At 62.4% G+C, this 20,303-nt stretch carries 23 protein-coding genes; 16 read left to right on the top strand and 7 right to left on the bottom strand.

The features are described from left to right. Nucleotides 1–27 precede the first annotated feature (27 nt). The 5 genes from pstA to UW3_RS0122765 all read left to right on the top strand — a co-directional run bounded on the left by pstA (nucleotide 28) and on the right by UW3_RS0122765 (nucleotide 5,645). The gene (gene pstA, locus UW3_RS0122785; protein WP_174242345.1) at nucleotides 28–1,644 is read left to right on the top strand and encodes a phosphate ABC transporter permease PstA; all 1,617 of its coding nucleotides are present in this window, start codon (nucleotides 28–30) and stop codon (nucleotides 1,642–1,644) included. 97 nt (nucleotides 1,645–1,741) lie between these two features. Beyond that, a complete protein-coding gene (pstB, locus tag UW3_RS0122780; protein ID WP_010225943.1) occupies nucleotides 1,742–2,575 on the top strand; it encodes a phosphate ABC transporter ATP-binding protein PstB in 834 nt (277 codons plus the stop codon). Between the two features lie 121 nt (nucleotides 2,576–2,696). Beyond that, nucleotides 2,697–3,455, top strand: coding sequence for a phosphate signaling complex protein PhoU (gene phoU, locus UW3_RS0122775; RefSeq protein ID WP_010225942.1), 759 nt, complete (start codon nucleotides 2,697–2,699; stop codon nucleotides 3,453–3,455). Between the two features lie 152 nt (nucleotides 3,456–3,607). Further along, the gene (locus UW3_RS0122770) at nucleotides 3,608–4,504 is read left to right on the top strand and encodes a response regulator (protein WP_010225941.1); all 897 of its coding nucleotides are present in this window, start codon (nucleotides 3,608–3,610) and stop codon (nucleotides 4,502–4,504) included. Nucleotides 4,505–4,748: 244 nt separating this feature from the next. After that, the gene (locus UW3_RS0122765) at nucleotides 4,749–5,645 is read left to right on the top strand and encodes a peptidoglycan DD-metalloendopeptidase family protein (protein WP_010225940.1); all 897 of its coding nucleotides are present in this window, start codon (nucleotides 4,749–4,751) and stop codon (nucleotides 5,643–5,645) included. 6 nt (nucleotides 5,646–5,651) lie between these two features. Here the strand turns inward: UW3_RS0122765 and UW3_RS0122760 are convergent, their stop codons facing one another. The 3 genes from UW3_RS0122760 to phoB form a co-directional block, all read right to left on the bottom strand. Continuing rightward, nucleotides 5,652–6,992, bottom strand: a complete 1,341-nt coding sequence (locus UW3_RS0122760) for a hemolysin family protein (RefSeq protein ID WP_010225939.1) — start codon at nucleotides 6,990–6,992, stop codon at nucleotides 5,652–5,654. Nucleotides 6,993–7,105: 113 nt separating this feature from the next. Continuing rightward, nucleotides 7,106–8,380: a phosphate regulon sensor histidine kinase PhoR gene (phoR, locus tag UW3_RS0122755; protein WP_232531903.1), complete on the bottom strand. Its 1,275-nt coding sequence runs from the start codon at nucleotides 8,378–8,380 to the stop codon at nucleotides 7,106–7,108. A 137-nt stretch (nucleotides 8,381–8,517) separates the two neighbouring features. Beyond that, nucleotides 8,518–9,207, bottom strand: a complete 690-nt coding sequence (gene phoB, locus UW3_RS0122750) for a phosphate regulon transcriptional regulator PhoB (protein WP_010225936.1) — start codon at nucleotides 9,205–9,207, stop codon at nucleotides 8,518–8,520. Nucleotides 9,208–9,353: 146 nt separating this feature from the next. Between phoB and UW3_RS0122745 the strand changes: the two genes are divergently transcribed. After that, complete coding sequence (locus UW3_RS0122745; protein WP_010225933.1) at nucleotides 9,354–9,728, top strand: COG4315 family predicted lipoprotein; 375 nt, start codon at nucleotides 9,354–9,356, stop codon at nucleotides 9,726–9,728. 57 nt (nucleotides 9,729–9,785) lie between these two features. Here UW3_RS0122745 and ubiA read toward each other — a convergent pair whose 3' ends face one another. Both ubiA and UW3_RS0122735 read right to left on the bottom strand, forming a co-directional pair. After that, the gene (gene ubiA, locus UW3_RS0122740) at nucleotides 9,786–10,673 is read right to left on the bottom strand and encodes a 4-hydroxybenzoate octaprenyltransferase (RefSeq protein ID WP_010225931.1); all 888 of its coding nucleotides are present in this window, start codon (nucleotides 10,671–10,673) and stop codon (nucleotides 9,786–9,788) included. Continuing rightward, on the bottom strand, nucleotides 10,673–11,236 hold the full coding sequence (locus UW3_RS0122735) for a chorismate lyase (RefSeq protein ID WP_026001472.1): 564 nt from the start codon (nucleotides 11,234–11,236) through the stop codon (nucleotides 10,673–10,675). The genes ubiA and UW3_RS0122735 overlap by 1 nt, the downstream gene beginning before the upstream one ends. A gap of 167 nt (nucleotides 11,237–11,403) precedes the next feature. On the opposite strand from UW3_RS0122735, the gene rubA reads away from it, so the two are divergent. The 10 genes from rubA to UW3_RS0122685 all read left to right on the top strand — a co-directional run bounded on the left by rubA (nucleotide 11,404) and on the right by UW3_RS0122685 (nucleotide 16,725). Next, entirely contained in the window at nucleotides 11,404–11,571 is a 168-nt protein-coding gene (gene rubA / locus UW3_RS0122730; RefSeq protein ID WP_010225928.1) for a rubredoxin RubA, read from the top strand. 32 nt (nucleotides 11,572–11,603) lie between these two features. After that, complete coding sequence (locus UW3_RS0122725; RefSeq protein ID WP_010225926.1) at nucleotides 11,604–12,752, top strand: NAD(P)/FAD-dependent oxidoreductase; 1,149 nt, start codon at nucleotides 11,604–11,606, stop codon at nucleotides 12,750–12,752. A gap of 188 nt (nucleotides 12,753–12,940) precedes the next feature. Further along, nucleotides 12,941–13,216: an HU family DNA-binding protein gene (locus UW3_RS0122720; RefSeq protein ID WP_003213368.1), complete on the top strand. Its 276-nt coding sequence runs from the start codon at nucleotides 12,941–12,943 to the stop codon at nucleotides 13,214–13,216. Nucleotides 13,217–13,397: 181 nt separating this feature from the next. Continuing rightward, nucleotides 13,398–13,616 (top strand): hypothetical protein, encoded by a 219-nt coding sequence (locus UW3_RS0122715; protein WP_010225925.1) that lies wholly within the window; start codon nucleotides 13,398–13,400, stop codon nucleotides 13,614–13,616. Continuing rightward, nucleotides 13,613–13,945 carry a hypothetical protein gene (locus UW3_RS0122710; protein WP_010225924.1) on the top strand — a complete coding sequence of 111 codons (333 nt, stop codon included), beginning with the start codon at nucleotides 13,613–13,615 and terminating at the stop codon, nucleotides 13,943–13,945. Before UW3_RS0122715 ends, UW3_RS0122710 begins: the two co-directional genes overlap by 4 nt. Continuing rightward, the gene (locus UW3_RS27525) at nucleotides 13,942–14,322 is read left to right on the top strand and encodes a hypothetical protein (protein WP_010225923.1); all 381 of its coding nucleotides are present in this window, start codon (nucleotides 13,942–13,944) and stop codon (nucleotides 14,320–14,322) included. The genes UW3_RS0122710 and UW3_RS27525 overlap by 4 nt, the downstream gene beginning before the upstream one ends. Then, the gene (locus UW3_RS27520; RefSeq protein WP_010225922.1) at nucleotides 14,319–14,849 is read left to right on the top strand and encodes a hypothetical protein; all 531 of its coding nucleotides are present in this window, start codon (nucleotides 14,319–14,321) and stop codon (nucleotides 14,847–14,849) included. The genes UW3_RS27525 and UW3_RS27520 overlap by 4 nt, the downstream gene beginning before the upstream one ends. Next, a complete protein-coding gene (locus tag UW3_RS0122695; protein WP_010225921.1) occupies nucleotides 14,846–15,853 on the top strand; it encodes an SEL1-like repeat protein in 1,008 nt (335 codons plus the stop codon). The genes UW3_RS27520 and UW3_RS0122695 overlap by 4 nt, the downstream gene beginning before the upstream one ends. Continuing rightward, nucleotides 15,844–16,233, top strand: coding sequence for a hypothetical protein (locus UW3_RS0122690; protein WP_010225920.1), 390 nt, complete (start codon nucleotides 15,844–15,846; stop codon nucleotides 16,231–16,233). The genes UW3_RS0122695 and UW3_RS0122690 overlap by 10 nt, the downstream gene beginning before the upstream one ends. A 117-nt stretch (nucleotides 16,234–16,350) precedes the next feature. Then, nucleotides 16,351–16,725, top strand: a complete 375-nt coding sequence (locus UW3_RS0122685) for a helicase (RefSeq protein WP_010225918.1) — start codon at nucleotides 16,351–16,353, stop codon at nucleotides 16,723–16,725. 22 nt (nucleotides 16,726–16,747) lie between these two features. Here the strand turns inward: UW3_RS0122685 and UW3_RS0122680 are convergent, their stop codons facing one another. Next, nucleotides 16,748–18,148, bottom strand: a complete 1,401-nt coding sequence (locus UW3_RS0122680) for an aminoacyl-tRNA deacylase and HDOD domain-containing protein (RefSeq protein ID WP_010225916.1) — start codon at nucleotides 18,146–18,148, stop codon at nucleotides 16,748–16,750. A 78-nt stretch (nucleotides 18,149–18,226) separates the two neighbouring features. Beyond that, on the bottom strand, nucleotides 18,227–20,302 hold the full coding sequence (gene recG, locus UW3_RS0122675) for an ATP-dependent DNA helicase RecG (protein ID WP_010225915.1): 2,076 nt from the start codon (nucleotides 20,300–20,302) through the stop codon (nucleotides 18,227–18,229). Nucleotide 20,303: the final 1 nt, after the last annotated feature.

Below are 20,303 nucleotides of genomic sequence, written 5' to 3'. Positions count from 1 at the left end.
TTCAAGAGCGGCGCCCCTGGCGTCTGGATGAGCGGTGGCGCGGTCGCCATCGCGGTGATCATGACCATTGGTCTGCTCGCCGTGATCGCCGTGCGCGGCCTTGGCCACTTCTGGCCGGCCGACCTGCTGCAAGCCAGCTACAACGTGCCTGGCCAGGCCAACCACATCGTCGTCGGCGAAGTGGTGCAGAAGGAAGAAGTACCTCGCGCGCGTCTGAAGGGTGCCGGCTTGCCGGTGCCTGACGAAGGCCCTGAGTTCATGACCCGCGAGCTGATCAAGATCGGTAACCGCGACCTCAACGGCAGCGACTTCACCTGGGTGGTTGGCGAATGGCTGACCGACCAGCAGAAGCCGGTCGACCTGATCGCCCTGGAGCGCCGCGAGTGGGGCAACTTCTACGGCTACCTGGTCAGCGTCAAGGAGAACGGCAAGGTGGTCGCCGAAGGCCAGGCCGCCTGGAGCGAACTGCAGAACCGCCTCAAGCGTGCCGACAAGCTGGCCGGCGAGCTGCAGAGGCTTGAGAAGAAAGACATCGGTGCGATCAACTACGGCCTTGAGCGCCTGCGCCTGCAGACCCGCAAGCTGGAACTGGATGGCAAGCTGGATGCCGCTGCCCAGGCTGATATCGAAGCCGAGCGCGCCGAGCTGAACAACCGCTACAAGGCCATCGAAGAGCGCCTGGGCGGCCTGCACCAGGACTTCGGCCGCGACAGCCTGGTAGCCAAGGACGGTAATGGTCGTGAGGTGGAAATCAACCTGAGCAAGGTGGTGCACGCCTACCAGCCAAACGGCATGGGCGTATTCACCAAGCTGGGTGTGTACTTTGCCAAGGTCTGGGAATTCCTCAGCGACGACCCGCGTGAAGCCAACACCGAAGGCGGGATCTTCCCGGCGATCTTCGGTACCGTGATGATGACCCTGATCATGGCCGTGATCGTCACCCCGTTCGGCGTACTGGCGGCGGTGTACCTGCGTGAGTATGCGCGTCAGGGCCCGGTGACCCGCTTGATCCGTATCGCGGTGAACAACCTGGCGGGTGTTCCGGCAATCGTTTACGGCGTGTTCGGCCTGGGCTTCTTCGTCTATGTGCTGGGTGGCTCGCTCGACCGGTTGTTCTTCCCCGAAGCCTTGCCCGCGCCGACCCTGGGTACCCCGGGCCTGCTCTGGGCTTCGCTGACCCTGGCGCTGCTGGCGGTGCCGGTGGTGATCGTGGCCACCGAAGAAGGCCTGGCGCGAATTCCGCGCACGGTCCGTGAAGGCTCGTTGGCGCTCGGTGCGACCAAGGCCGAGACTTTGTGGAAGATCGTCCTGCCGATGGCCAGCCCGGCGATGATGACCGGCATGATCCTCGCCGTGGCCCGCGCCGCCGGTGAAGTGGCGCCGCTGATGCTGGTGGGGGTGGTGAAGCTTGCGCCTTCGCTGCCGGTGGACGGCAACTACCCGTACCTGCACCTGGACCAGAAGATCATGCACCTGGGCTTCCACATCTATGACGTCGGCTTCCAGAGCCCCAACGTCGAGGCCGCGCGGCCGCTGGTGTACGCCACCGCGTTGCTGCTGGTGCTGGTAATCGCCACGTTGAACCTCTCGGCGGTCTGGATTCGTAACCACCTGCGCGAGAAGTACAAGGCGCTGGATAGTTGACTGAAAGCTATTAGCCATAAGCGGCAAGCTACACGCCGCTTTTGCTCAAACTTGCAGCGTGCAGCTAGAAGCTTGCAGCTACAAACGGAGTGAAATCATGCAACATGAAACCCATTCTCACGGTATCGACATGTCGGCCCTGGGTCGCGACAAACAGAGCCTGCGCCTGGCTGAAGAAACCGTAGCCATCGAAGTGCCTGGCCTGAGCCTGTACTACGGCGACAAGCAAGCCCTGTTCGATGTCAGCATGAACATCCCCAAGCAGCGCGTGACCGCCTTCATCGGCCCGTCCGGCTGCGGTAAATCGACCTTGCTGCGTACGTTCAACCGTATGAACGACCTGGTTGACGGCTGCCGCGTCGAAGGTGCGATCAACCTCTACGGCAACGACATCTACCGCAAGGGCGAAGACGTGGCCGAGCTGCGCCGCCGGGTTGGCATGGTGTTCCAGAAGCCCAACCCGTTCCCCAAGACCATCTACGAGAACGTGGTCTACGGCCTGCGCATCCAGGGCATCAACAAGAAGCGCGTGCTCGACGAAGCGGTTGAGTGGGCGTTGAAGGGCGCGGCACTGTGGGATGAGGTCAAGGACCGCCTGCATGAGTCGGCGCTGGGTCTGTCCGGTGGCCAGCAGCAACGTCTGGTGATTGCCCGCACCATCGCCGTGGAGCCAGAAGTGCTGCTGCTCGACGAGCCCTGCTCGGCACTCGACCCGATCTCGACGCTGAAGGTTGAAGAGCTGATCTACGAGCTCAAGTCCAAGTACACCATCGTCATCGTTACCCATAACATGCAACAGGCGGCGCGGGTCTCCGACTACACCGCGTTCATGTACATGGGCAAGCTCGTCGAGTTCGGTGATACCGACACATTGTTCACCAATCCGGCGAAGAAGCAGACCGAAGACTACATCACTGGCCGTTACGGTTAACGGCAGTTGCAAGTTTAAAGCCGCAAGCTGCAAGAAAGTGGCGAGCGTGAAGCCCGGGAACGACACGAACAAACTTGAAGCTTGAAGCTTGCTACTTGAAGCTTTTTCGCGGAGCGAAAGCATGATCGATAAAGACAGCCTTACCCACCATATCTCCCAGCAGTTCAACGCCGAACTCGAAGAGGTTCGCAGCCACCTCCTGGCGATGGGCGGCCTGGTCGAGAAGCAGGTCAACGACGCGGTTACCGCGCTGATCGAGGCCGATTCTGGCCTGGCCCAGCAGGTGCGCGAAGTCGACGAGCAGATCAACCAGATGGAGCGCAATATCGACGAAGAGTGCGTGCGCATTCTTGCCCGGCGCCAGCCGGCGGCGTCCGACTTGCGTCTGATCATCAGCATTTCCAAGTCGGTGATCGACCTGGAGCGCATCGGCGACGAGTCGACCAAGATTGCCCGCCGCGCCATCCAGCTGTGCGAGGAAGGCGAGTCGCCGCGTGGTTATGTCGAAGTGCGTCACATCGGTGACCAGGTGCGCAACATGGTCCGTGATGCCCTCGATGCCTTTGCCCGTTTCGATGCCGACCTGGCACTCTCGGTCGCTCAGTACGACAAGACCATCGACCGCGAGTACAAGACCGCGCTGCGCGAGCTGGTCACTTACATGATGGAAGATCCACGCTCGATCTCGCGTGTTCTCAGCGTGATCTGGGCCTTGCGTTCGCTGGAGCGTATCGGCGACCACGCCCGTAATATCTCCGAACTGGTGATCTACCTGGTACGCGGCACCGATGTGCGTCACCTGGGCCTCAAGCGTATGCAAGAAGAGGTTCAGCGCAGTGGTGAAAGCGCTAATGTTCCGGGCAAATCTGACGATAACTAAGACTGCCCGAGAATGAACGCCCGGCCTTGGCCGGGCGTTTTCGTTTGCGGGTGAGGCAGCCGCGAACGAAACAACGAGTCCCGGCGTGACCCAATGTTTGGCAAATGGCCATCAGTCAGCGTTATGCTAGTCGGGATTCAATAGGAGTGGCGATGAGTAAAGTCAGTGTGTTGGTTGTGGATGATGCGCCGTTCATTCGCGACCTGGTCAAGAAGTGCCTGCGTAACTACTTCCCCGGTATCGTCATCGAAGACGCGGTCAACGGTCGCAAGGCCCAGACCTTGCTGAGCCGTGAGACTTTCGACCTGGTCCTGTGCGACTGGGAAATGCCGGAAATGTCCGGTCTTGAACTGCTGACCTGGTGCCGCCAGCAGGAGTCGATGAAGACCTTGCCGTTCATCATGGTCACCAGCCGCGGCGACAAGGAGAACGTCGTCCAGGCGATTCAGGCCGGGGTTTCGGACTTTGTCGGCAAGCCATTCACCAACGAGCAACTGCTGACCAAGGTGAAGAAAGCCCTGACCAAGGTTGGCAAACTCGACACCTTGCTGGCCAGTGCGCCGACCCGCGCCAGTTCGGCCTTTGCCAACGACTCGCTGAGCGCCCTGACCGGCGGCCGTGCCGAAACGGTCAAGCCGACAGCGCCAGCGGCCCCCGTGGCAGCGGCCAAACCGTTGGTGAGCGCTCCCAAGCCTGGCGCTGCGGCACCGGCAGGTCGTGGCCAGGGCCAACTGCGTTTGCCAAGCGGCGTTCAGCCGTGCGTGATCAAGGCGCTGAGCCTCAAGGAGGCGCTGCTGGTGGTGCGTCGTGGCGAAACCCTGCCACAGGTACTGGAAGGTGCGGTACTCGACCTGGAGCAGGGCGAGAACGCCGAGATCGCGCGTCTTAACGGCTACCTGCATGCGATTGCCGCGCTGGAGCCCAAGCCGGACAGCGACTGGCTGCAACTGACCTTCAAGTTTGTTGACCAGGATGCGCAGAAGCTCGACTACCTGTCGCGCTTGATCGCCCGCGGATCGGCGCAGAAGCACTTCGTACCGGGGGCCTGACGGCCCTGTGGGAGCGGGCCTTGCCCCGCGATCGAGCGCGCAGCGGTCGCAATCCAGACAACACCTGATGTATTGACTGGGCTGGCCTCCTCGCGGGGCAAGCCCGCTCCTACAGGAGCCGGCCTTGCCGGCGATCAATGCACCGCTCGTCTCCTGGCACACCCCTGAAACACTCTCGCCGCATCCCCGCCAAAATCTGCTGCTAGGCTTCGACAGACCATCAACTGTCAAAAAGCCACTACTCATGCCTGCACGCACGCTGCTGTTCTGCGCCTTGCTCACGGCTTGCAGCCCTGTGCTGGGCATCACCCTGTACAAAAGTACCGACGCTTATGGCGTGGTGTCTTATTCCGATCGCCCGATTCCCGGCAGCCGGGCATTTGTCTTTGGCGACAGGATGGTCGAACAGCTGGACACCCAGGTGCAGTTGCAGGTCAGCCGGTTTGCCGGTGGTGTGCGCTTCAGTGCGCGCAACGACACTTACGCGCCAGTCGAGGTGGAGCTGCGTTTGCAGCGCATGGGCAATGTGCAGGGTGGGGCGTCACGGCTGGTACGGGGGGTAATACCGGCGCGCACGACGATGCCGTTGACCCTGCTAAGTGCGCGGCAGCCCGGCAGGCCGGTGAGCTACAAGGAGAAATTCTCTTACGCCCTGGGCAACCCGGGCCAGCGCCAACTGGCCTTCCGCTACCCCTTGCCCTGGCGTGGCGGGCCCTTTCGCCTGTCCCAGGGGCCCAATGGCCGCTACAGCCACTTCGGGCCCAAGGGTCGCTATGCCATGGACATCGCCATGCCCGAGGGCACGCCGATCATCGCCGCCAGGGCAGGGGTGGTAATCAAGACTGAAAACAGCCAGAGCGGCCGTGGCAGCCATCCTTCGGGCAATTTCGTACGGATCCTCCACGAAGACGGCACCATGGGCGTGTATCTGCACCTGATGCGCGGCTCGGTGGTGGTCAGGGAAGGGCAGCGGGTGGTGTATGGCACGCCGCTGGCCAAGTCCGGCAATACCGGCAACAGCAGCGGGCCGCATCTGCATTTTGTGGTGCAGCGCAACGTCGGGCTGGCGCTGGAGTCGATTCCCTACCAGTTCAACCAGCCCGTCGGTGGGTTGCCGAATTTTACCGCCGGCAACCCCTGAGGCGGCTCAATCGAGCTTGAGCACCTTGGCCAGGACGATCTTCGGGCCTTTCATCTTCTTGATGATGATGCGCAGGCCTTCGACTTCCAGCAGCTCTTCCTCTTCCGGCACCCGCTTGAGGGTCTCGTAGACCAGGCCGGCGAGGGTTTCCGCTTCGATATGGTCAAGGTCCACGCCGAGCAGGCGCTCGACCTTGAACAACGGGGTGTCGCCGCGCACCAGCAGCTTGCCCGGCTGGTAGGCAAGGATGCCGCGTTCGGCCTTGCGGTGTTCGTCCTGGATATCGCCGACCAGCACTTCCAACACGTCTTCCATGGTCAGGTAGCCGATGACTTTGCCGTCGGCTTCCTCGACCAGGGCGAAATGCGCGCCGCCCTTGCGGAACTGTTCGAGCAGATGGGCCAGCGGCATGTGCCGCGACACGCGCTCCAGCGGACGGGTCAGCTCGGCCAGGTTGAACGACTCGGGGATATGGTCGAGGTCGGCCAGCTCCAGCAGCAGGTCCTTGATGTGCAGCAGGCCGATGAACTCCCCGCGCTCGGCATCGAGCACCGGGTAGCGGCTGAATTTGTGCCGGCGGAACATCGCGAGGATTTCCTTGAGCGGCGCATTGGCATCGAGGCAGACCATGTCTTCACGGGAGTTGGCCCAGTCGACGACTTCCAGCTCGCCCATTTCCACCGCGGACGCCAGCACCCGCATACCTTGGTCGCTGGGGTCCTGGCCACGGCTGGAGTGCAGGATCAGCTTGAGCTCTTCACGGCTGTAATGGTGTTCGTGGTGCGGCCCGGGCTCACCTTGGCCTGCGATACGCAGGATGGCGTTGGCGCTGGCGTTGAGCAGGTAGATCGCCGGGTACACCAGCCAGTAGAACAGGTACAGCGGCACCGCCGTCCACAACGACAGCAGTTCGGGCTTGCGGATCGCCCAGGACTTGGGCGCCAGCTCGCCGACGACGATGTGCAGGTAGGAGATGACGAAGAAGGCACTGAAGAACGAGATGGCCTTGATGACTTCCGGCGATTCGACGCCGACCGCACCCAGCAGCGGCTCGAGCAGGTGGGCGAAGGCTGGTTCACCAACCCAGCCCAGGCCCAGCGAGGCGAGGGTGATACCCAGTTGGCAAGCGGACAGGTAGGCGTCCAGCTGGCTGTGCACGGTGCGCAGGATTTGCCCGCGCCAGCCATGCTGCTCGGCAATCGACTCGACCCGGGTCGAGCGCAATTTGACCATGGCGAACTCGGCGGCAACGAAAAAGCCGTTGAGCAGAACCAGCAGCAGAGCAAAAAGAATCATGCCGAAATCGGCGAAAAGTGCAGCGAGGTTGAAACCAGGGGAAGGGTCCATGATGGAGTTTTACGGGGTCCGTCTTCTAAGAAAGGGAGTACAGCAATGCCAGCACGTGCTGGCGCGAGTCAGCCAATGTAGCGGCTGACTGCGCAAATTTAAAGGGCGGCGGCTCAGGAGGCCTGGCGCACCGCCATCTGGGCAGGGGCGAAATGGCAGGTAAAGGTGCTGCCATGGCCCGGCACGCTGCTGATTTCCAGGCGCGCCCGATGGCGCAACAGCACATGCTTGACGATTGCCAGGCCCAGGCCGGTGCCGCCGGTATTGGAGGCGCGGCTGGAGTCGACCCGGTAGAAGCGTTCGGTCAGGCGTGGCAAATGCTTGGGGTCTATGCCGATGCCCGAGTCCTGCACGCTCAGGTGCGCGCCTTGCTCGTCGGCCCACCAGCGGATGCGGATCTGGCCTTCATCCTGGGTGTACTTGACCGCATTGAACACCAGGTTGGAGAAGGCGCTGCGCAGCTCCGCCTCGCTGCCCTTGAGGCGGATACCCGGCTCGGCTTCCAGGCTGATGCGCTGGTTGCGTTGCCCGGACAGCGCCTGGGCGTCGCCCTTGATCGATTGCAACAGGGTATCGACGGCCACCGGCTGGTTGTCCGAGGGGTAATCGGTGGCTTCCAGCTTGGCCAGCAACAGCAGGTCATTGAGCAGGGTCTGCATGCGTCCGCCTTGCTGCTGCATCTGCTGCAGCGCGCGAACCCAGCGTGGGTTCACCTCTTCGACGTTGTCGAGCAGGGTTTCCAGGTAGCCGGCAATCACCGTCAGCGGCGTGCGCAGTTCGTGGGAGACGTTGGCGACGAAGTCTTTGCGCATTTGTTCCAGCTGATGGATGCGGGTGACATCGCGCACCAGCATCAGGTGCTCGTTGTTGCCATAGCGGGTGATATGCAGCTGCACACGCATGCGGTCATTGATCGGCGAGGGGATTTCCAGTGGTTCGAGGTAGTTCTCCTGTTCGAAGTACTCCTTGAAACGCGGGTGGCGCACCAGGTTGGTCACTGGCTGGCCGCTGTCCTGTGGGGTCTTGAGGCCCAGCAGGGTTTCCGCCGCGCGGTTCCACCACTCCAGGTTGCCATCGCTGTCGAGCATGATCACCGCATCCTTGAGTGCGGCGGTGGACTCCTGCACCCGGTCGATCACCGCCTGCAGGCGCCCGCGCACGCGCTGGTCGCGGCGTTGCAGGTGATAGATGCTGTCGAACACCTCGCCCCACAGGCCATAGCCGTCGGGCGGTGCTTCATCGGGTTTGTGCAGACGCAGCCATTCGTGCAGGCGCAGCAGTTGCTTGAGGGTCCAGCCCAGGTAGATCGCCAGGCCCAGGGCCAGGCTCCAGCCATAGTAGCCGCTGATCAGGCCGGCCAGCAGGCAGACAGTGATCAGCAACAGCATGTGGCGAATCAGGGTGCCATGCCAGTTCTGGTTCAATTGGGATCCTTAGCGGATCAGCCGCACGTTGCAAGCTACAAGCTGCAAGGTTGAAGCGGATCTGCGTTTGCTTTTGCTCTTTCTTGCAGCTTGCAGCGTTCTCAACTCTTGGTAGAGAAGCGGTATCCAGTGCCGCGGACGGTTTGTACCAGATTTTCGTAGGCATCACCCAGCGCCTTGCGCAGGCGGCGGATATGCACATCGACGGTGCGCTCTTCGACATAGACGTTACCGCCCCAGACCTGATCCAGCAGCTGCCCACGAGTGTAGGCGCGTTCCTGGTGGGTCATGAAGAACTGCAGCAGGCGGTATTCGGTCGGGCCCATTTCGGCCGGCTTGCCGTCGATGGTCACCCGGTGGCTGATCGGGTCGAGCAGCAGGCCGCCGACTTCGATCGGCGCCTCGCCATCGCTTGGGCCTGCGCGGCGCAGCACGGCCTTGAGCCGGGCCACCAGCTCGCGCGGCGAGAATGGCTTGGTGATGTAGTCGTCGGCACCGACTTCCAGGCCCTGGATCTTGTTGTCTTCCTCACCCTTGGCGGTGAGCATGATGATCGGGATGTCGCCAGTCAGCTCATCACGCTTGAGACGCCGGGCCAGTTCTATGCCGGACGTGCCCGGGAGCATCCAGTCGAGCAGGATCAGATCGGGTTTGCGGTCGACGATGATGGCATGGGCCTGCTGGGAATTCTCGGCTTCCAGGCAGTCATAGCCGGCCATTTCCAATGCAACGGCGATCATCTCGCGAATTGGCGCTTCGTCGTCAACGATCAGAATGTTTCTGCCAACCATGCTTAAACCTCTTCCATTAAAGGTGTCTTGGCCCGCATTAGATAACGGAATTATTGCAGTCGTGTGACAGCTCGGGGGCCGTTGCAGCAACATTCTGTTACTGGGCTAGGCTTAAATTCCCTTTCCCGAGCTTTACGGTGAATCCAATGACACGACATACGCTGAACTGGATGGCTCTATTCACTGCAGTTGTCTTGGCGCTGCCGGGAGTGGCTCTGGCTGATCATGCCATGGAGAAGAACGGCATGCTGGTCGATCATTCCGACATGACGCTTTACACCTTTGACAAGGATACCGGAGGCACATCCATGTGCAGTGGCGAGTGTGCCAAAAACTGGCCGCCATTGATGGTCAAGGCAGGAGAAAAAGCCGAGGGCAAGTGGACGCAGATCAAGCGCGATGACGGCTCGATGCAATGGGCCTACGACGGCAAGCCGTTGTATACCTTCGTTAAAGACAAGAAGGCGGGGGATACCATGGGCGATGGCATGAAAGATGTCTGGCACGTTGCCAAACCCTAGTGGCTTCATCGCGGGGTAAACCGGCTCCTGTAGGAGCAGGCTTGCCCCGCGAAACAATCAGAAGCTGTAATCCAGCACGATGCCAATAAAGATCAGCAGCCCCGCCCAGTGGTTGTGCAGGAAGGCCTTGAAGCACGACTCGCGGTCCAGCTTGCGCGTTGACCAGAACTCCCAGGCAAAGCACAGCAACGCCGCCACCAGCCCCAGGTGGAACCAGCCGCCCAGTTCGAAGCGGTTGCCGGCCAGCAGCAGGCAGCCCAGCGACAGCACCTGCAAGGTCAGAATGATCACCCGATCGGCTTCGCCGAACAGGATGGCAGTGGATTTGACCCCGATCTTGAGGTCGTCATCGCGGTCGACCATGGCGTAGTAGGTGTCGTAACCCACGGTCCACAGCAGGTTGGCGATGTACAGCAGCCAGGCAATGGCCGGCAGCTCGCCGGTGGCGGCGGTGAAGGCCATGGGGATGCCCCAGGAATAGGCCGCCCCCAGTACTACCTGTGGGTAGTAGGTGTAGCGCTTCATGAACGGGTAACAGGCCGCCAGCGCCACGGCACCGAACGACAGCCACACCGTGGTGGCGTTGGTGCACAGCACCAGCAAGAAGCTCACCCCGACCAGCGTGGCAAACAGAATCAGCGCCTCGCGGGCATTGACCCGCCCAGCAGCCAGCGGACGGTCGGCGGTGCGTTTGACGTGGCCATCGACCTTGCGGTCGGCAAAGTCGTTGATTGCGCAACCTGCGGCACGCATCAGTACCACGCCGAGGGTGAAAATCAGCACGTTGGCGACGGTCGGCGTGCCCTTGGCGGCAATCCAGACTGCCGAGAGGGTCGGCCACAGCAGCAGGTAGATGCCGATCGGGCGGTCCATCCGGCTCAGCTGGATGAAGTCCCAGGCCCGGGGATGCAGACGATTGAACGACTTGAGCAGCTGCAGGTACATCAGCGGTTCTCCGAGGGTTTATCGGCAGCAATCCACAGCGTAGGCAAGAACACTTCAGCCACCAGCACGCTCAAGGTGCCACGGTCGAAGCGTGAGCGACGTCCCCACAAGCCTTCATGGCGTTGCTCCGCCGGCAGCCAGGCGTGTGGGTAGTGACAGACCTCGATGGGCCGCCGAGCAAATCCCTTTTCGCAGAACAGCAGTTCACCCAGTGAGCGGCTGCCCAGTGCTGCCAGGTCCAGGCCGCCGCTTTCCAGCGAGCTGCGCGCGGCCACGCTGCGGGCAAACACCCAGGGCTGGCCATGGCCGCGCAGGTACACCTCGCGCACCCAGCCTTCGCTGCCCAGGGGCAGATCGAGGGCCAGGCATTCATCGTCGCGCAAGCGCTGCCAACCCTCGCAAAGAGGTGTAACAGAAAAGTGATCGGCGGATAATTGAATCAGGCGGCGGGTCAGGGAGCCCTGGTCGAACAACCAGTCGAGGGTCGCGGGCGGGGTGTTGTCTGCCACGTCAGGGTGCTGCAGCCAGAATGCAGCGGGCGCTTGCAATGTTTCGTACGGCACGGCGGTATCGAATAACAGGCCAGAGAGACGCCGAGCTTAGCATGATTGCCCGATCCGGCTTGCATGCTGGCACCTCGCTCCAGTACAAAGCCCCTCTTTGATGGTCGCCATTGTAATGTTCACCAGAGCGGCCACTCCAAAGCCTGAGTTCTTTGAGGAAGTGCGTAATGAAAAAGTGGCAATGTATCGTCTGTGGCCTGATCTACGATGAGGCCGAGGGCTGGCCGGATGACGGTATCGCTCCAGGGACCAAGTGGGAAGACGTACCCGCAGACTGGCTGTGCCCGGACTGCGGCGTCGGCAAAATGGACTTCGAAATGATCGCCATCGGCTGATCCCCTCCAAACAGATTCAAGGAAAGCAGCGCATGACGGCTCCAGTGGTGATTGTCGGTACAGGTCTGGCGGGTTACAACCTGGCCCGCGAATTTCGCAAGCTCGACGGCGAAACGCCGTTGCTGCTGATCACTGCCGACGACGGCCGCTCCTATTCCAAGCCGATGCTCTCCACCGGTTTTGCCAAGAACAAGGATGCCGACGGCCTGAGCATGGCCGAGCCCGGCGCCATGGCCGAGCAACTCAAGGCCGAAGTGCGCACCCACACCCGCATCAGCGGCATCGACCCCGGCCACAAGCGCCTGTGGATCGGCGAGGAGCAGGTGCCCTATCGGGACCTGATCCTGGCCTGGGGCGCCGAAACCGTGCGGGTGCCGGTCGAAGGCGACGCTGCCGACCTGATTTTCCCGATCAACGACCTCGAAGACTACGCCCGTTTCCGTGTCGCGGCAGCCGGCAAGCAACGGGTGCTGATCCTCGGTGCCGGCTTGATTGGTTGTGAATTTGCCAATGACATGAGCCTGGGCGGCTATCAGGTCGCGCTGGTGGCGCCGTGCGAGCAGGTCATGCCGACCTTGCTGCACCCGGCGGCCGCTGCCGCCGTACAGCTTGGCCTGGAGGGGCTGGGCGTGCGTTTCCACCTGGGGCCGGTGCTGACCCGCCTGCAGCGGCTGGAGCAGGGCCTGGAGGCGCACTTGTCAGACGGCAGCGTGATCGCTTGCGACCTGGTGGTTTCGGCGGTCGGCCTGCGACCACGCATCGACCTGGCCTCGGCAGCGGGGCTGCAGGTCAACCGCGGCGTGGTGGTCGACCGTCAGATGCGCACTTCTCACGACAATATCTTCGCCCTGGGCGACTGCGCCGAAGTCGATGGCCTCAACCTGCTGTACGTAATGCCCTTGATGAGCTGCGCCCGGGCATTGGCGCAAACCCTGGCCGGTAACCCGACAGCGGTTGCCTATGGGCCGATGCCGGTCACGGTGAAAACCCCGGCCTGCCCGCTGGTGGTTTCGCCCCCGCCCCATGGCCGCGAAGGCCAGTGGAGCGTTGAAGGGCTGGGTGCGGACCTCAAGGTGCTCTGTCACGATGCGGACGGCCAGTTGCTGGGCTATGCCCTGACCGGCACTGCGGTCATGGAGAAGCTGGCTCTAAATCGGCAACTTCCGGCGCTGATGGCGTAAATAACCGGCGTTCTGTCGGATTTCCCCTGCCTTTGCCCCAACAATGGCCGCCCAGAGACTGGCGCGGCCCCTGAGGGCATGCCATTCTCACTCCCGTCTGCCGCAGTTTAGAGCCTGCGGTGCCTTGGGCGCTGTTCTTGAAGAGCAGCACGGCATAACAACAAAAAAACCGTCAAAGAGGCTTCACTATGCGTAAACCAGAACTCGCCGCCGCCATTGCGGAAAAGGCCGATCTCACCAAAGAGCAAGCTAACCGCGTGCTCAACGCCGTGCTCGAAGAAATCACTGGCGCCCTGCATCGCAAGGACAGCGTGACGCTGGTCGGCTTCGGTACCTTCCTGCAGCGCCACCGCGGTGCCCGCACTGGTAAAAACCCGCAAACCGGCGAACCGGTCAAGATCAAGGCCAGCAACACCGTTGCTTTCAAACCAGGCAAATCCCTGAAGGACAGCGTCAATCCGTGATGCCTCGCACAGATCGATTGCAGTAAAAAACGGGCACCGTACAAGGTGCCCGTTTTTTATTGCCGCCGCCCTGGCATCTGGCTAGCATACGCGGCCCCCGTCGCAAGGACGGGGAAGTGTCCAGGGAGGGCCGTGATGAAGATCGAAGGATTCGCAGTAACCGCTAGCGCAGGGCAACGCCATGTATGACGGTCTGACCTTGCCCAACTACCTGGCGAGTGTCGCCGACAGCAACCTGTTCGGCAGCCTGGCCTTTGTCTGCCTGATATTGATACTCACCGGCCTGCACCGGCGCTGGCGTGACCAGCTCTGGCATCGCCTGCTGACGTTCATTTGCCTGACCACCGTGGTGGTCATGGAACTGGTGGGCTCCTACTACGCGAACCTGCCACCGGCATGAGCAAAGGCAGATGGTTCGCTCTGGCGTTGCTGGTACTCCTGCTGCTGCCAGGCGTTACCACGCAGTTGTACTGGAACGCGCTGCTGCTATGGATGGAACCTGACAACTTCATCCCCGCCGAGTCCTCAATGCTGACCTTCGAGCCCTACCAGATTTCCCAGGGCTCCTCGTCGTACTGGCTGTACGGTCAGGATAAGCACAACTACTACCACTTCACCTACGAAACCGCGCACCCCTATCGCTATATCGCCCGCGACAACAACTGCCCCGGCTTCGACAGGAACGATGTGCGCAGTTGGTGCCAGGCCTTACAAGGAAATGCCCGATGACCCGCCGCTGGCTGATTGCCCTGGTCGCGCACGCGCTGGCCTGTTTGCTGTTCCTGCTGCTCAACGACATCGGGGTCGATTACTACAAGCAGGTCTACGGCGGCTTCACCGCCCGCGGCGTGGCGTCTGGCGCCATTGTCTGGTTGGTGTTCGACGTGATGGTGATCTTCAGCCTGGTGATTGCCCATGTGCCGCAGCTCAAGCACAAACTCATGCTCAATGCCGCGCTGGTGGCGCTGATCATCTACTGGCTGATGCCGGACCACCCGGTGCGCACGATGTTCTTCAGCCCCCTGGCCGGTGGCCTGACCTTGCTGGCGATACTGATCACCCATTGGCTGGGCCCGCTGCCAGCGGCCAAAGAGGTGCAGTCTTGAATCGTCGGCGCTATTTCGTCCTGGCGGCGGTCGGGGCATTGGTCCTGTGGGTGGGGTACAACATTCAGGTGCTGATCGACCGGCCCAGTGCATACGGAGTGGTCAGTGAGTCTGGCCGCTATCGCATGGAGAACATACCGGTGGGTGGCTGGCTGGTGCCTTTCGATGACCTGGCCTACCTGCGCATCACTGACCGCAGCAACGGCCATCAGGTCTATCGCACCCCCCTGTACTCACAGACCCCCCTGGACATGCGCGACTATGAAGACAGCGGCACCGTCGGCATTGTCTGGATCAGATTCTTCAAGGCCGATCAGCACTTCGAGATCGAAATGCCCAACTGGGAGCCCCATTGGCTCAACTATTTCATCAGCAATACGCCCTACGAGGTGGCCGACGAACAGGCCGATTGCCGCAAGCCGGAACATGCCTTGCGCTTTATCTGGGATGTGCTGAGTTACTGGCTGGGGTTCAGTGATTACTGGTGCACTCAAACCCAACAGCTGATCGACAGAGGAAAATCATGAAAGGCTTTGCGATGGCCTGGTGTCAGCGGCTCTGTTCGCTTCTGCTGCTGGCCGGTGCAACAACCTGCGTGGCCGCGCCGGCGGACATGCCGGATTGCTCCGACAATGACTTCGTCGCCTTCTTCGCCGCTTTTGCCAAGAGCGAAGCGCTGCAGCAGTCGCTGGTGAGCGACCCGCTGATCGAGCAACGGGTGTATCCCGGGCGCAAGCAGCCGCGTGTGTCGATTCGCAAGCTGACCCCGGAGCAGCGCCCGTCCCTGGCGTTGCTGCAGCCGGCCAAGCGTGCCGAACTGGGCCTGGTGGTCGAGCAGGAGGGCATACGGCAAGTGGTGTTGCACGACACCAAGGGCGAACTGCTCAAGGTCTACACCTTTTCCCGTGGCCAGTGCTGGGTGTTGCAGCGGATCGACGACTGGTCCCTGGAAGGCTTCTTCACCGGGCGCAAGGAGAAGGTCGCCGGCGAGCTGGATGTCGAGCGTGCCAGGCTCTATGAGGACCTGGGCAGGGCAGGGCTCTACGACAACCCTGGGCAACTGATGAACGCCGCCCTCAACAGCCTGCTCAGTGCCGCTGCCAAGGGCAACAACGAAGCGGCGGTGCAGGCGGTCATCCTGATTTTTTCGGGAGAGGCCGAACGGCTGCCGGACGCGACCATCGTGCAACTGCTGGAATCGGCCATGAGCACTGAACGCGACGCCGGCGCCATGCTGGCGCACTTTGTTTGCTACGGCGAAGAGTATGCCGAGAACTTGACCTGCCAAAACCCGGGCAAAGCGCTACAAGCCTTGCAGCAATCGGCGAAACTGGAGTCGCCGAGGGGGCTGGTGGACCTTGGTTACGCCTATGAGAATGGCAAGCTTGGCCAGCAGGACAATGCCCGCGCCATGGCTTGCTACCAGCAAGCTGCGCTTGAGGCGAGCGGTTACCGCGATAGCGCCGTGGACGGCATCAAGCGCCTGAGCGACAAAGGCGTGGTCGAGGATGTGGTGCAGAAATGCCTGTAACTCGCCCCTATCGCCTGGCAATCGCCCTGACTGTGCACGTGTTGGCCATTGTCACTTACCTGTTGCTGCACAATACCGGCATGACGATGTACAGGCAGATGGCCGGTGGGTTGATGTCACGCGGGGTCGCGATTGGCATGGGCATGTACCTGATCTTCTACTTCGTGGTGCTGATGAACCTGGTGATCGCGCTGGTGCCTCGGCTCAAGTGGCGGTTGCTGCTGGCGGCCGCCATTCCTGCTGCGATCCTCTTGTACCTGCTGCCGCAGCATCCGCTGCGCGCGCTGTTTTGCAGCGTGCTGGGGTTTTTCACGGCATTGGCGGCAATCGGCGCGAACCAGCTGGTTTTGCACCTGCTGAGCAAGGTCAGGCGCCAGTGAACAACCCGGTTGCAAGGCAATCAGCGGCTATCATCGGGTAAAGCGCAGAGAACTATGGCGTTTTTGTAGCGAGACTATAAACTGCTTCGCCAGTCACTTTTTAGCCGAGGCGTGCACATGAAGTTTCGCTTTCTCCTTTGGGCCATGGGCTTGCTGATGGCCAAGGCCAGCCGCAACAACCCTGCCTTCCAGCAGCAACTGGCCGACAAGGACCTGGTGTTCCAGCTGCAGACCCTCGATGGCAAGGCGGCGCGCCATTTCATCGTCAAGGACCTGCGCATCAGCAGCAAGTCCGGCAGCCACCCTGCGCCGGCCTTTGCCATCGCCTTCAAGGATGCTGCGTTCGGCTTTGCCACCCTGCAGGCCAAGAACAAGCAGTTGGCTTTCATGCAGGGGATTCAGGACAAGAGCATCCAGATCAAGGGCAACCCGGCGCTGGTGATCTGGTTCCAGGGGCTGATGAAGTACCTGAAACCGAAAAAGAAGGCCTGACCGCCAGGGTCAGGCTCATGCCTCAGTGCTGGCTGAACTGCGAGGCCAGCTCACGCAGCATGGCTTCGGCTTCCAGTACCTTGTTGACGACATCCTCGGCCTTCTCACGGGTCAGGTTCAGGCGCTCGAGCAGCTCATCGGGGATGCTTTCCTGCGGCCCCGAGCCGATCCCGCGCGAACGCAGCAGGCGCACCGCCAGGCATACCAGGTTGGGGAAGGCGGCGTAGTCGCCGGCGTAGGTCGGGTCGTGCTGGAAGCGCAGGGCGGTGGACAGCTCCTCCGGCATGTCCCAGTAGCGCATCAGCCAGGCGCCGATCTGCTCGCGGCTGATGCCCAGCAGGTGCTGCTCGACGTAGCTGTGGCACAGGTGCGGATTGACCTCCAGGTGCCGGCAGATCAGCGAGAAATGCGGCGGGAACACATGTGCCAGCAACAGGTAACCGAAGTTGTGCAGCAGCCCGGCCAGGTAGGTCAGGCCTGATTCCGGGCGCTCGGCCCGGGGCATGGCGCGGGTCAGGCCTTCGATCACCGCAGCGGTGTAGATCGATTGCTGCCAGTAAGGCGTGGTCTGTTGCGGGTGGTCCTTGGGCAGGCTCAGGGTCTTGCCCAGCGCCAGGCCCAGGGCCAGGTTGATCACCAGGTCAAAGCCCAGCACGCGAACGATAGCGTCTTCCACCGAGCGGATCTTGCCCGGTGACGCGTAATAGGGCGATGCCGCCCAGCTGACCACTTGCGCGGCCAGTGCCGGGTCGGTTTCGACCACGCCAGTGATGTCGTCGATGGTGGCGTTGGGGTCGACCCGCAGTTTGATGATTTTCTGTGCGGTTTCCGCCAGCGGCGGGATCTCGATGGTGCTTTCCAGGCGCTGCTGGATACGCCTGGCGGTGAACGCCTGGACGGCCTGGGAGATCTCCTCGCGGTCGTCATGGGGGCGGTCAAGGTTGGGGCGGATGCTGCTCAGCAATTCGCCGAAGTTGCCGGCGCTGGCTTTGCTGAGCATCTTCTTGAAGTCGTCGCGCTCGATTTCCAGTAACAGGCCGGCTTCGCCAGAATGAATCAGCAGGCGCTCGGGCCGTAGCAGGTTCTCTTCGTACAGGCACGGTGAGCTGGTCAGCGCCGGAATCCCCGGGAGCAGCTTCAGGCCGTGCTTTTCCAGCATGTGCCGCAGGCGTTCCAGCGGCACGGCGGCCAGCTTGCGCCCGGTCAGCTCGGTCAGGCGGCTGAGGTCCAGCAACTGGTTCTGCGGGAACAGCACCATCAGCGCGCCGATTTCGTCATCCAGCAGTACGGCCTGCACTTTGGCGGCGGCCGGCAGCTGCGGGTGTTCGCTCACTTCGCGGTAGGCGATGCCGAGCTTGTCGAGCAGCAACCGGATAACAGACGGAGCGTGGGGGGTTGCGGTGTCCAGAGCAACTTCAGTCATGGTCTGTATCCAAAATTTTTTCAATCGCATGAGTATAACCAGCTTGAACCTTGGGCTGGCTGCAATCTGGGACGGCCGTCACACTTGGCCATATTGCTGGCCGTGACGCAGCCAGCGCTCCAGCAACGGGCTCACGTGCGACGGCCAACGCGCCAGCAGGGCCTGGGCGGCATCGCGCACGGCGGGCAGCAGATCGGCATCGCGCATCAGGTCGGCGACCTTGAATTGCAGCAGGCCGGTCTGGCGGGTGCCGAGCATTTCGCCGGGGCCGCGCAGCTCCAGGTCCTTTTCGGCGATGATGAAGCCGTCGTTGGTTTCGCGCATGATCCCCAGGCGTTCGCGGCCGATCTGCGACAGCGGCGGGTGATACAGCAGCACGCAGTGGCTCACCGCGCTGCCGCGGCCAACCCGGCCGCGCAGCTGGTGCAACTGTGCCAGGCCCAGGCGCTCGGGGTTCTCGATGATCATCAGGCTGGCGTTGGGCACGTCGACCCCCACCTCGATCACCGTGGTCGCCACCAGCAGTTGCAGGTTGCCCTGCTTGAACTCGGCCATCACCGCGGCTTTTTCCGCAGGCTTCATGCGCCCGTGAATCAGGCCGACGCGCAATTCGCCCAAGGCGCTGCTGAGCTCCTCGAAGGTGGTCTCGGCGGCCTGGCAGGTGAGCTCTTCGGACTCTTCGATCAGGGTGCATACCCAGTAGGTCTGACGCCCTTCGGCACAGGCCGCACGGACCCGCTCGACCACCTCGAAACGCCGGCTGTCAGCCACCAGCACGGTATTGACCGGGGTGCGGCCTGGCGGCAGCTCGTCGAGGATTGACGTATCCAGGTCGGCATAGGCGCTCATTGCCAGGGTGCGCGGGATCGGCGTGGCGGTCATGATCAACTGGTGTGGGCAAAGTTGGCCGCCCACGCCTTTCTGGCGCAGGGCCAGGCGCTGTTGCACGCCGAAGCGGTGCTGTTCGTCGATGATCGCCAGGGCCAGGTTGTTGAACTTCACCTCTTCCTGGAACAAGGCATGGGTGCCGACCACCATCGGTGCGCCGGCGGCGATCTGCTCCAGGGCGCTGGCGCGCGCCTTGCCCTTGAGCTTGCCGGCCAGCCAGGCGACTTCGATGCCCAGCGGCTCGAGCCAGCGCTTGAAGGTGATGAAGTGTTGTTCGGCGAGGATCTCGGTGGGCGCCATCAGCGCCACCTGGTAACCGGCCTCCAGCGCCTGCAGCGCGGCCAGGGCGGCGACCACGGTCTTGCCCGCGCCAACGTCTCCCTGGACCAGGCGCAGCATTGGCTCCGGCTGGCTGAGGTCGTAGGCAATCTCGTTGCCGACCCGCTGCTGTGCGCCTGTCGGCGCAAAACCGAGGTTGGCCAGGTACTGCTGTGGCAAGCGGCTGGCCTTGGGCAGTACCGGCGCACGCTGGGCACGCAGGCTTTCGCGCAGGCGCTGCTGGGACAGCTGGTGGGTCAGCAGTTCTTCGAATGCCAGGCGGTGCTGGGCCCAGTGCTGGCCTTCGGCAAGCTCGTCGACATCGGCATCGGCGGGTGGGTGATGCAGGTAGCGGATCGCGTCGTCCAGCGGTGCCAGTCGATAGTCCCGGGCCAGTTCTTCCGGCAGCCAGTCCGGCAGGCTGCGCGGGCCCAGCAGCGCCAGGCTCTGTTGGCACAGCTGGCGCAGGCGCTGCTGGGTCAGGCCTTCGGTGGTCGGGTAGATCGGTGTCAGGGTCTGTTCCACCGGGGCCGGCTCGTCGCCGGTCAGCGCGCGGTACTCCGGGTGGTAGATTTCCAGGCCCGAGGCACCTGGGCGGGCTTCACCGTAGCAGCGCAAGTGGGTGCCACGCTTGAGGCCTTCCTTCTGGGCGTTGCTGAAATGGTAAAAACGCAGGCTGAGCACGCCGCTGCCGTCGCCCAGGCGCACCAGCAGGCTGCGGCGCTTGCCCATGACCACGTCGGTGCCACTGACCACGCCTTCGATCACTGCATCCTGGCCCGGACGCAGGGCGCCGATGGGCACCACGCGAGTACGGTCCTGATAGCGCAGCGGCAGGTGGAACAGCACGTCCTGAAGGTTTTCCAGGCCGACCTTGGCGAGCTTCTCGGCCATGGCCTCGCCGACACCCTTGAGCGCGGTCACCGAGACCTGGGACAACTCCGGCATG

The sequence above is a fragment of the Pseudomonas donghuensis genome (assembly GCF_000259195.1).
GTDB lineage: Bacteria > Pseudomonadota > Gammaproteobacteria > Pseudomonadales > Pseudomonadaceae > Aquipseudomonas > Aquipseudomonas donghuensis.
This window is presented reverse-complemented; position numbering and strand designations above follow the sequence as displayed.

Bases quoted from the DNA above. Each gene is read 5' to 3' on its own strand.
- pstA (WP_174242345.1), top strand. From the start codon at position 28: ATGAGCGGTGGCGCGGTCGCCATCGCGGTGATCATGACCATTGGTCTG.
- pstB (WP_010225943.1), top strand. From the start codon at position 1,742: ATGCAACATGAAACCCATTCTCACGGTATCGACATGTCGGCCCTGGGT.
- phoU (WP_010225942.1), top strand. From the start codon at position 2,697: ATGATCGATAAAGACAGCCTTACCCACCATATCTCCCAGCAGTTCAAC.
- UW3_RS0122770 (WP_010225941.1), top strand. From the start codon at position 3,608: ATGAGTAAAGTCAGTGTGTTGGTTGTGGATGATGCGCCGTTCATTCGC.
- UW3_RS0122765 (WP_010225940.1), top strand. From the start codon at position 4,749: ATGCCTGCACGCACGCTGCTGTTCTGCGCCTTGCTCACGGCTTGCAGC.
- UW3_RS0122760 (WP_010225939.1), bottom strand. From the start codon at position 6,992: ATGGACCCTTCCCCTGGTTTCAACCTCGCTGCACTTTTCGCCGATTTC.
- phoR (WP_232531903.1), bottom strand. From the start codon at position 8,380: ATGCTGTTGCTGATCACTGTCTGCCTGCTGGCCGGCCTGATCAGCGGC.
- phoB (WP_010225936.1), bottom strand. From the start codon at position 9,207: ATGGTTGGCAGAAACATTCTGATCGTTGACGACGAAGCGCCAATTCGC.
- UW3_RS0122745 (WP_010225933.1), top strand. From the start codon at position 9,354: ATGACACGACATACGCTGAACTGGATGGCTCTATTCACTGCAGTTGTC.
- ubiA (WP_010225931.1), bottom strand. From the start codon at position 10,673: ATGTACCTGCAGCTGCTCAAGTCGTTCAATCGTCTGCATCCCCGGGCC.
- rubA (WP_010225928.1), top strand. From the start codon at position 11,404: ATGAAAAAGTGGCAATGTATCGTCTGTGGCCTGATCTACGATGAGGCC.
- UW3_RS0122725 (WP_010225926.1), top strand. From the start codon at position 11,604: ATGACGGCTCCAGTGGTGATTGTCGGTACAGGTCTGGCGGGTTACAAC.
- UW3_RS0122720 (WP_003213368.1), top strand. From the start codon at position 12,941: ATGCGTAAACCAGAACTCGCCGCCGCCATTGCGGAAAAGGCCGATCTC.
- UW3_RS0122715 (WP_010225925.1), top strand. From the start codon at position 13,398: ATGTATGACGGTCTGACCTTGCCCAACTACCTGGCGAGTGTCGCCGAC.
- UW3_RS0122710 (WP_010225924.1), top strand. From the start codon at position 13,613: ATGAGCAAAGGCAGATGGTTCGCTCTGGCGTTGCTGGTACTCCTGCTG.
- UW3_RS27525 (WP_010225923.1), top strand. From the start codon at position 13,942: ATGACCCGCCGCTGGCTGATTGCCCTGGTCGCGCACGCGCTGGCCTGT.
- UW3_RS0122695 (WP_010225921.1), top strand. From the start codon at position 14,846: ATGAAAGGCTTTGCGATGGCCTGGTGTCAGCGGCTCTGTTCGCTTCTG.
- UW3_RS0122690 (WP_010225920.1), top strand. From the start codon at position 15,844: ATGCCTGTAACTCGCCCCTATCGCCTGGCAATCGCCCTGACTGTGCAC.
- UW3_RS0122685 (WP_010225918.1), top strand. From the start codon at position 16,351: ATGAAGTTTCGCTTTCTCCTTTGGGCCATGGGCTTGCTGATGGCCAAG.
- UW3_RS0122680 (WP_010225916.1), bottom strand. From the start codon at position 18,148: ATGACTGAAGTTGCTCTGGACACCGCAACCCCCCACGCTCCGTCTGTT.
- recG (WP_010225915.1), bottom strand. From the start codon at position 20,302: ATGCCGGAGTTGTCCCAGGTCTCGGTGACCGCGCTCAAGGGTGTCGGC.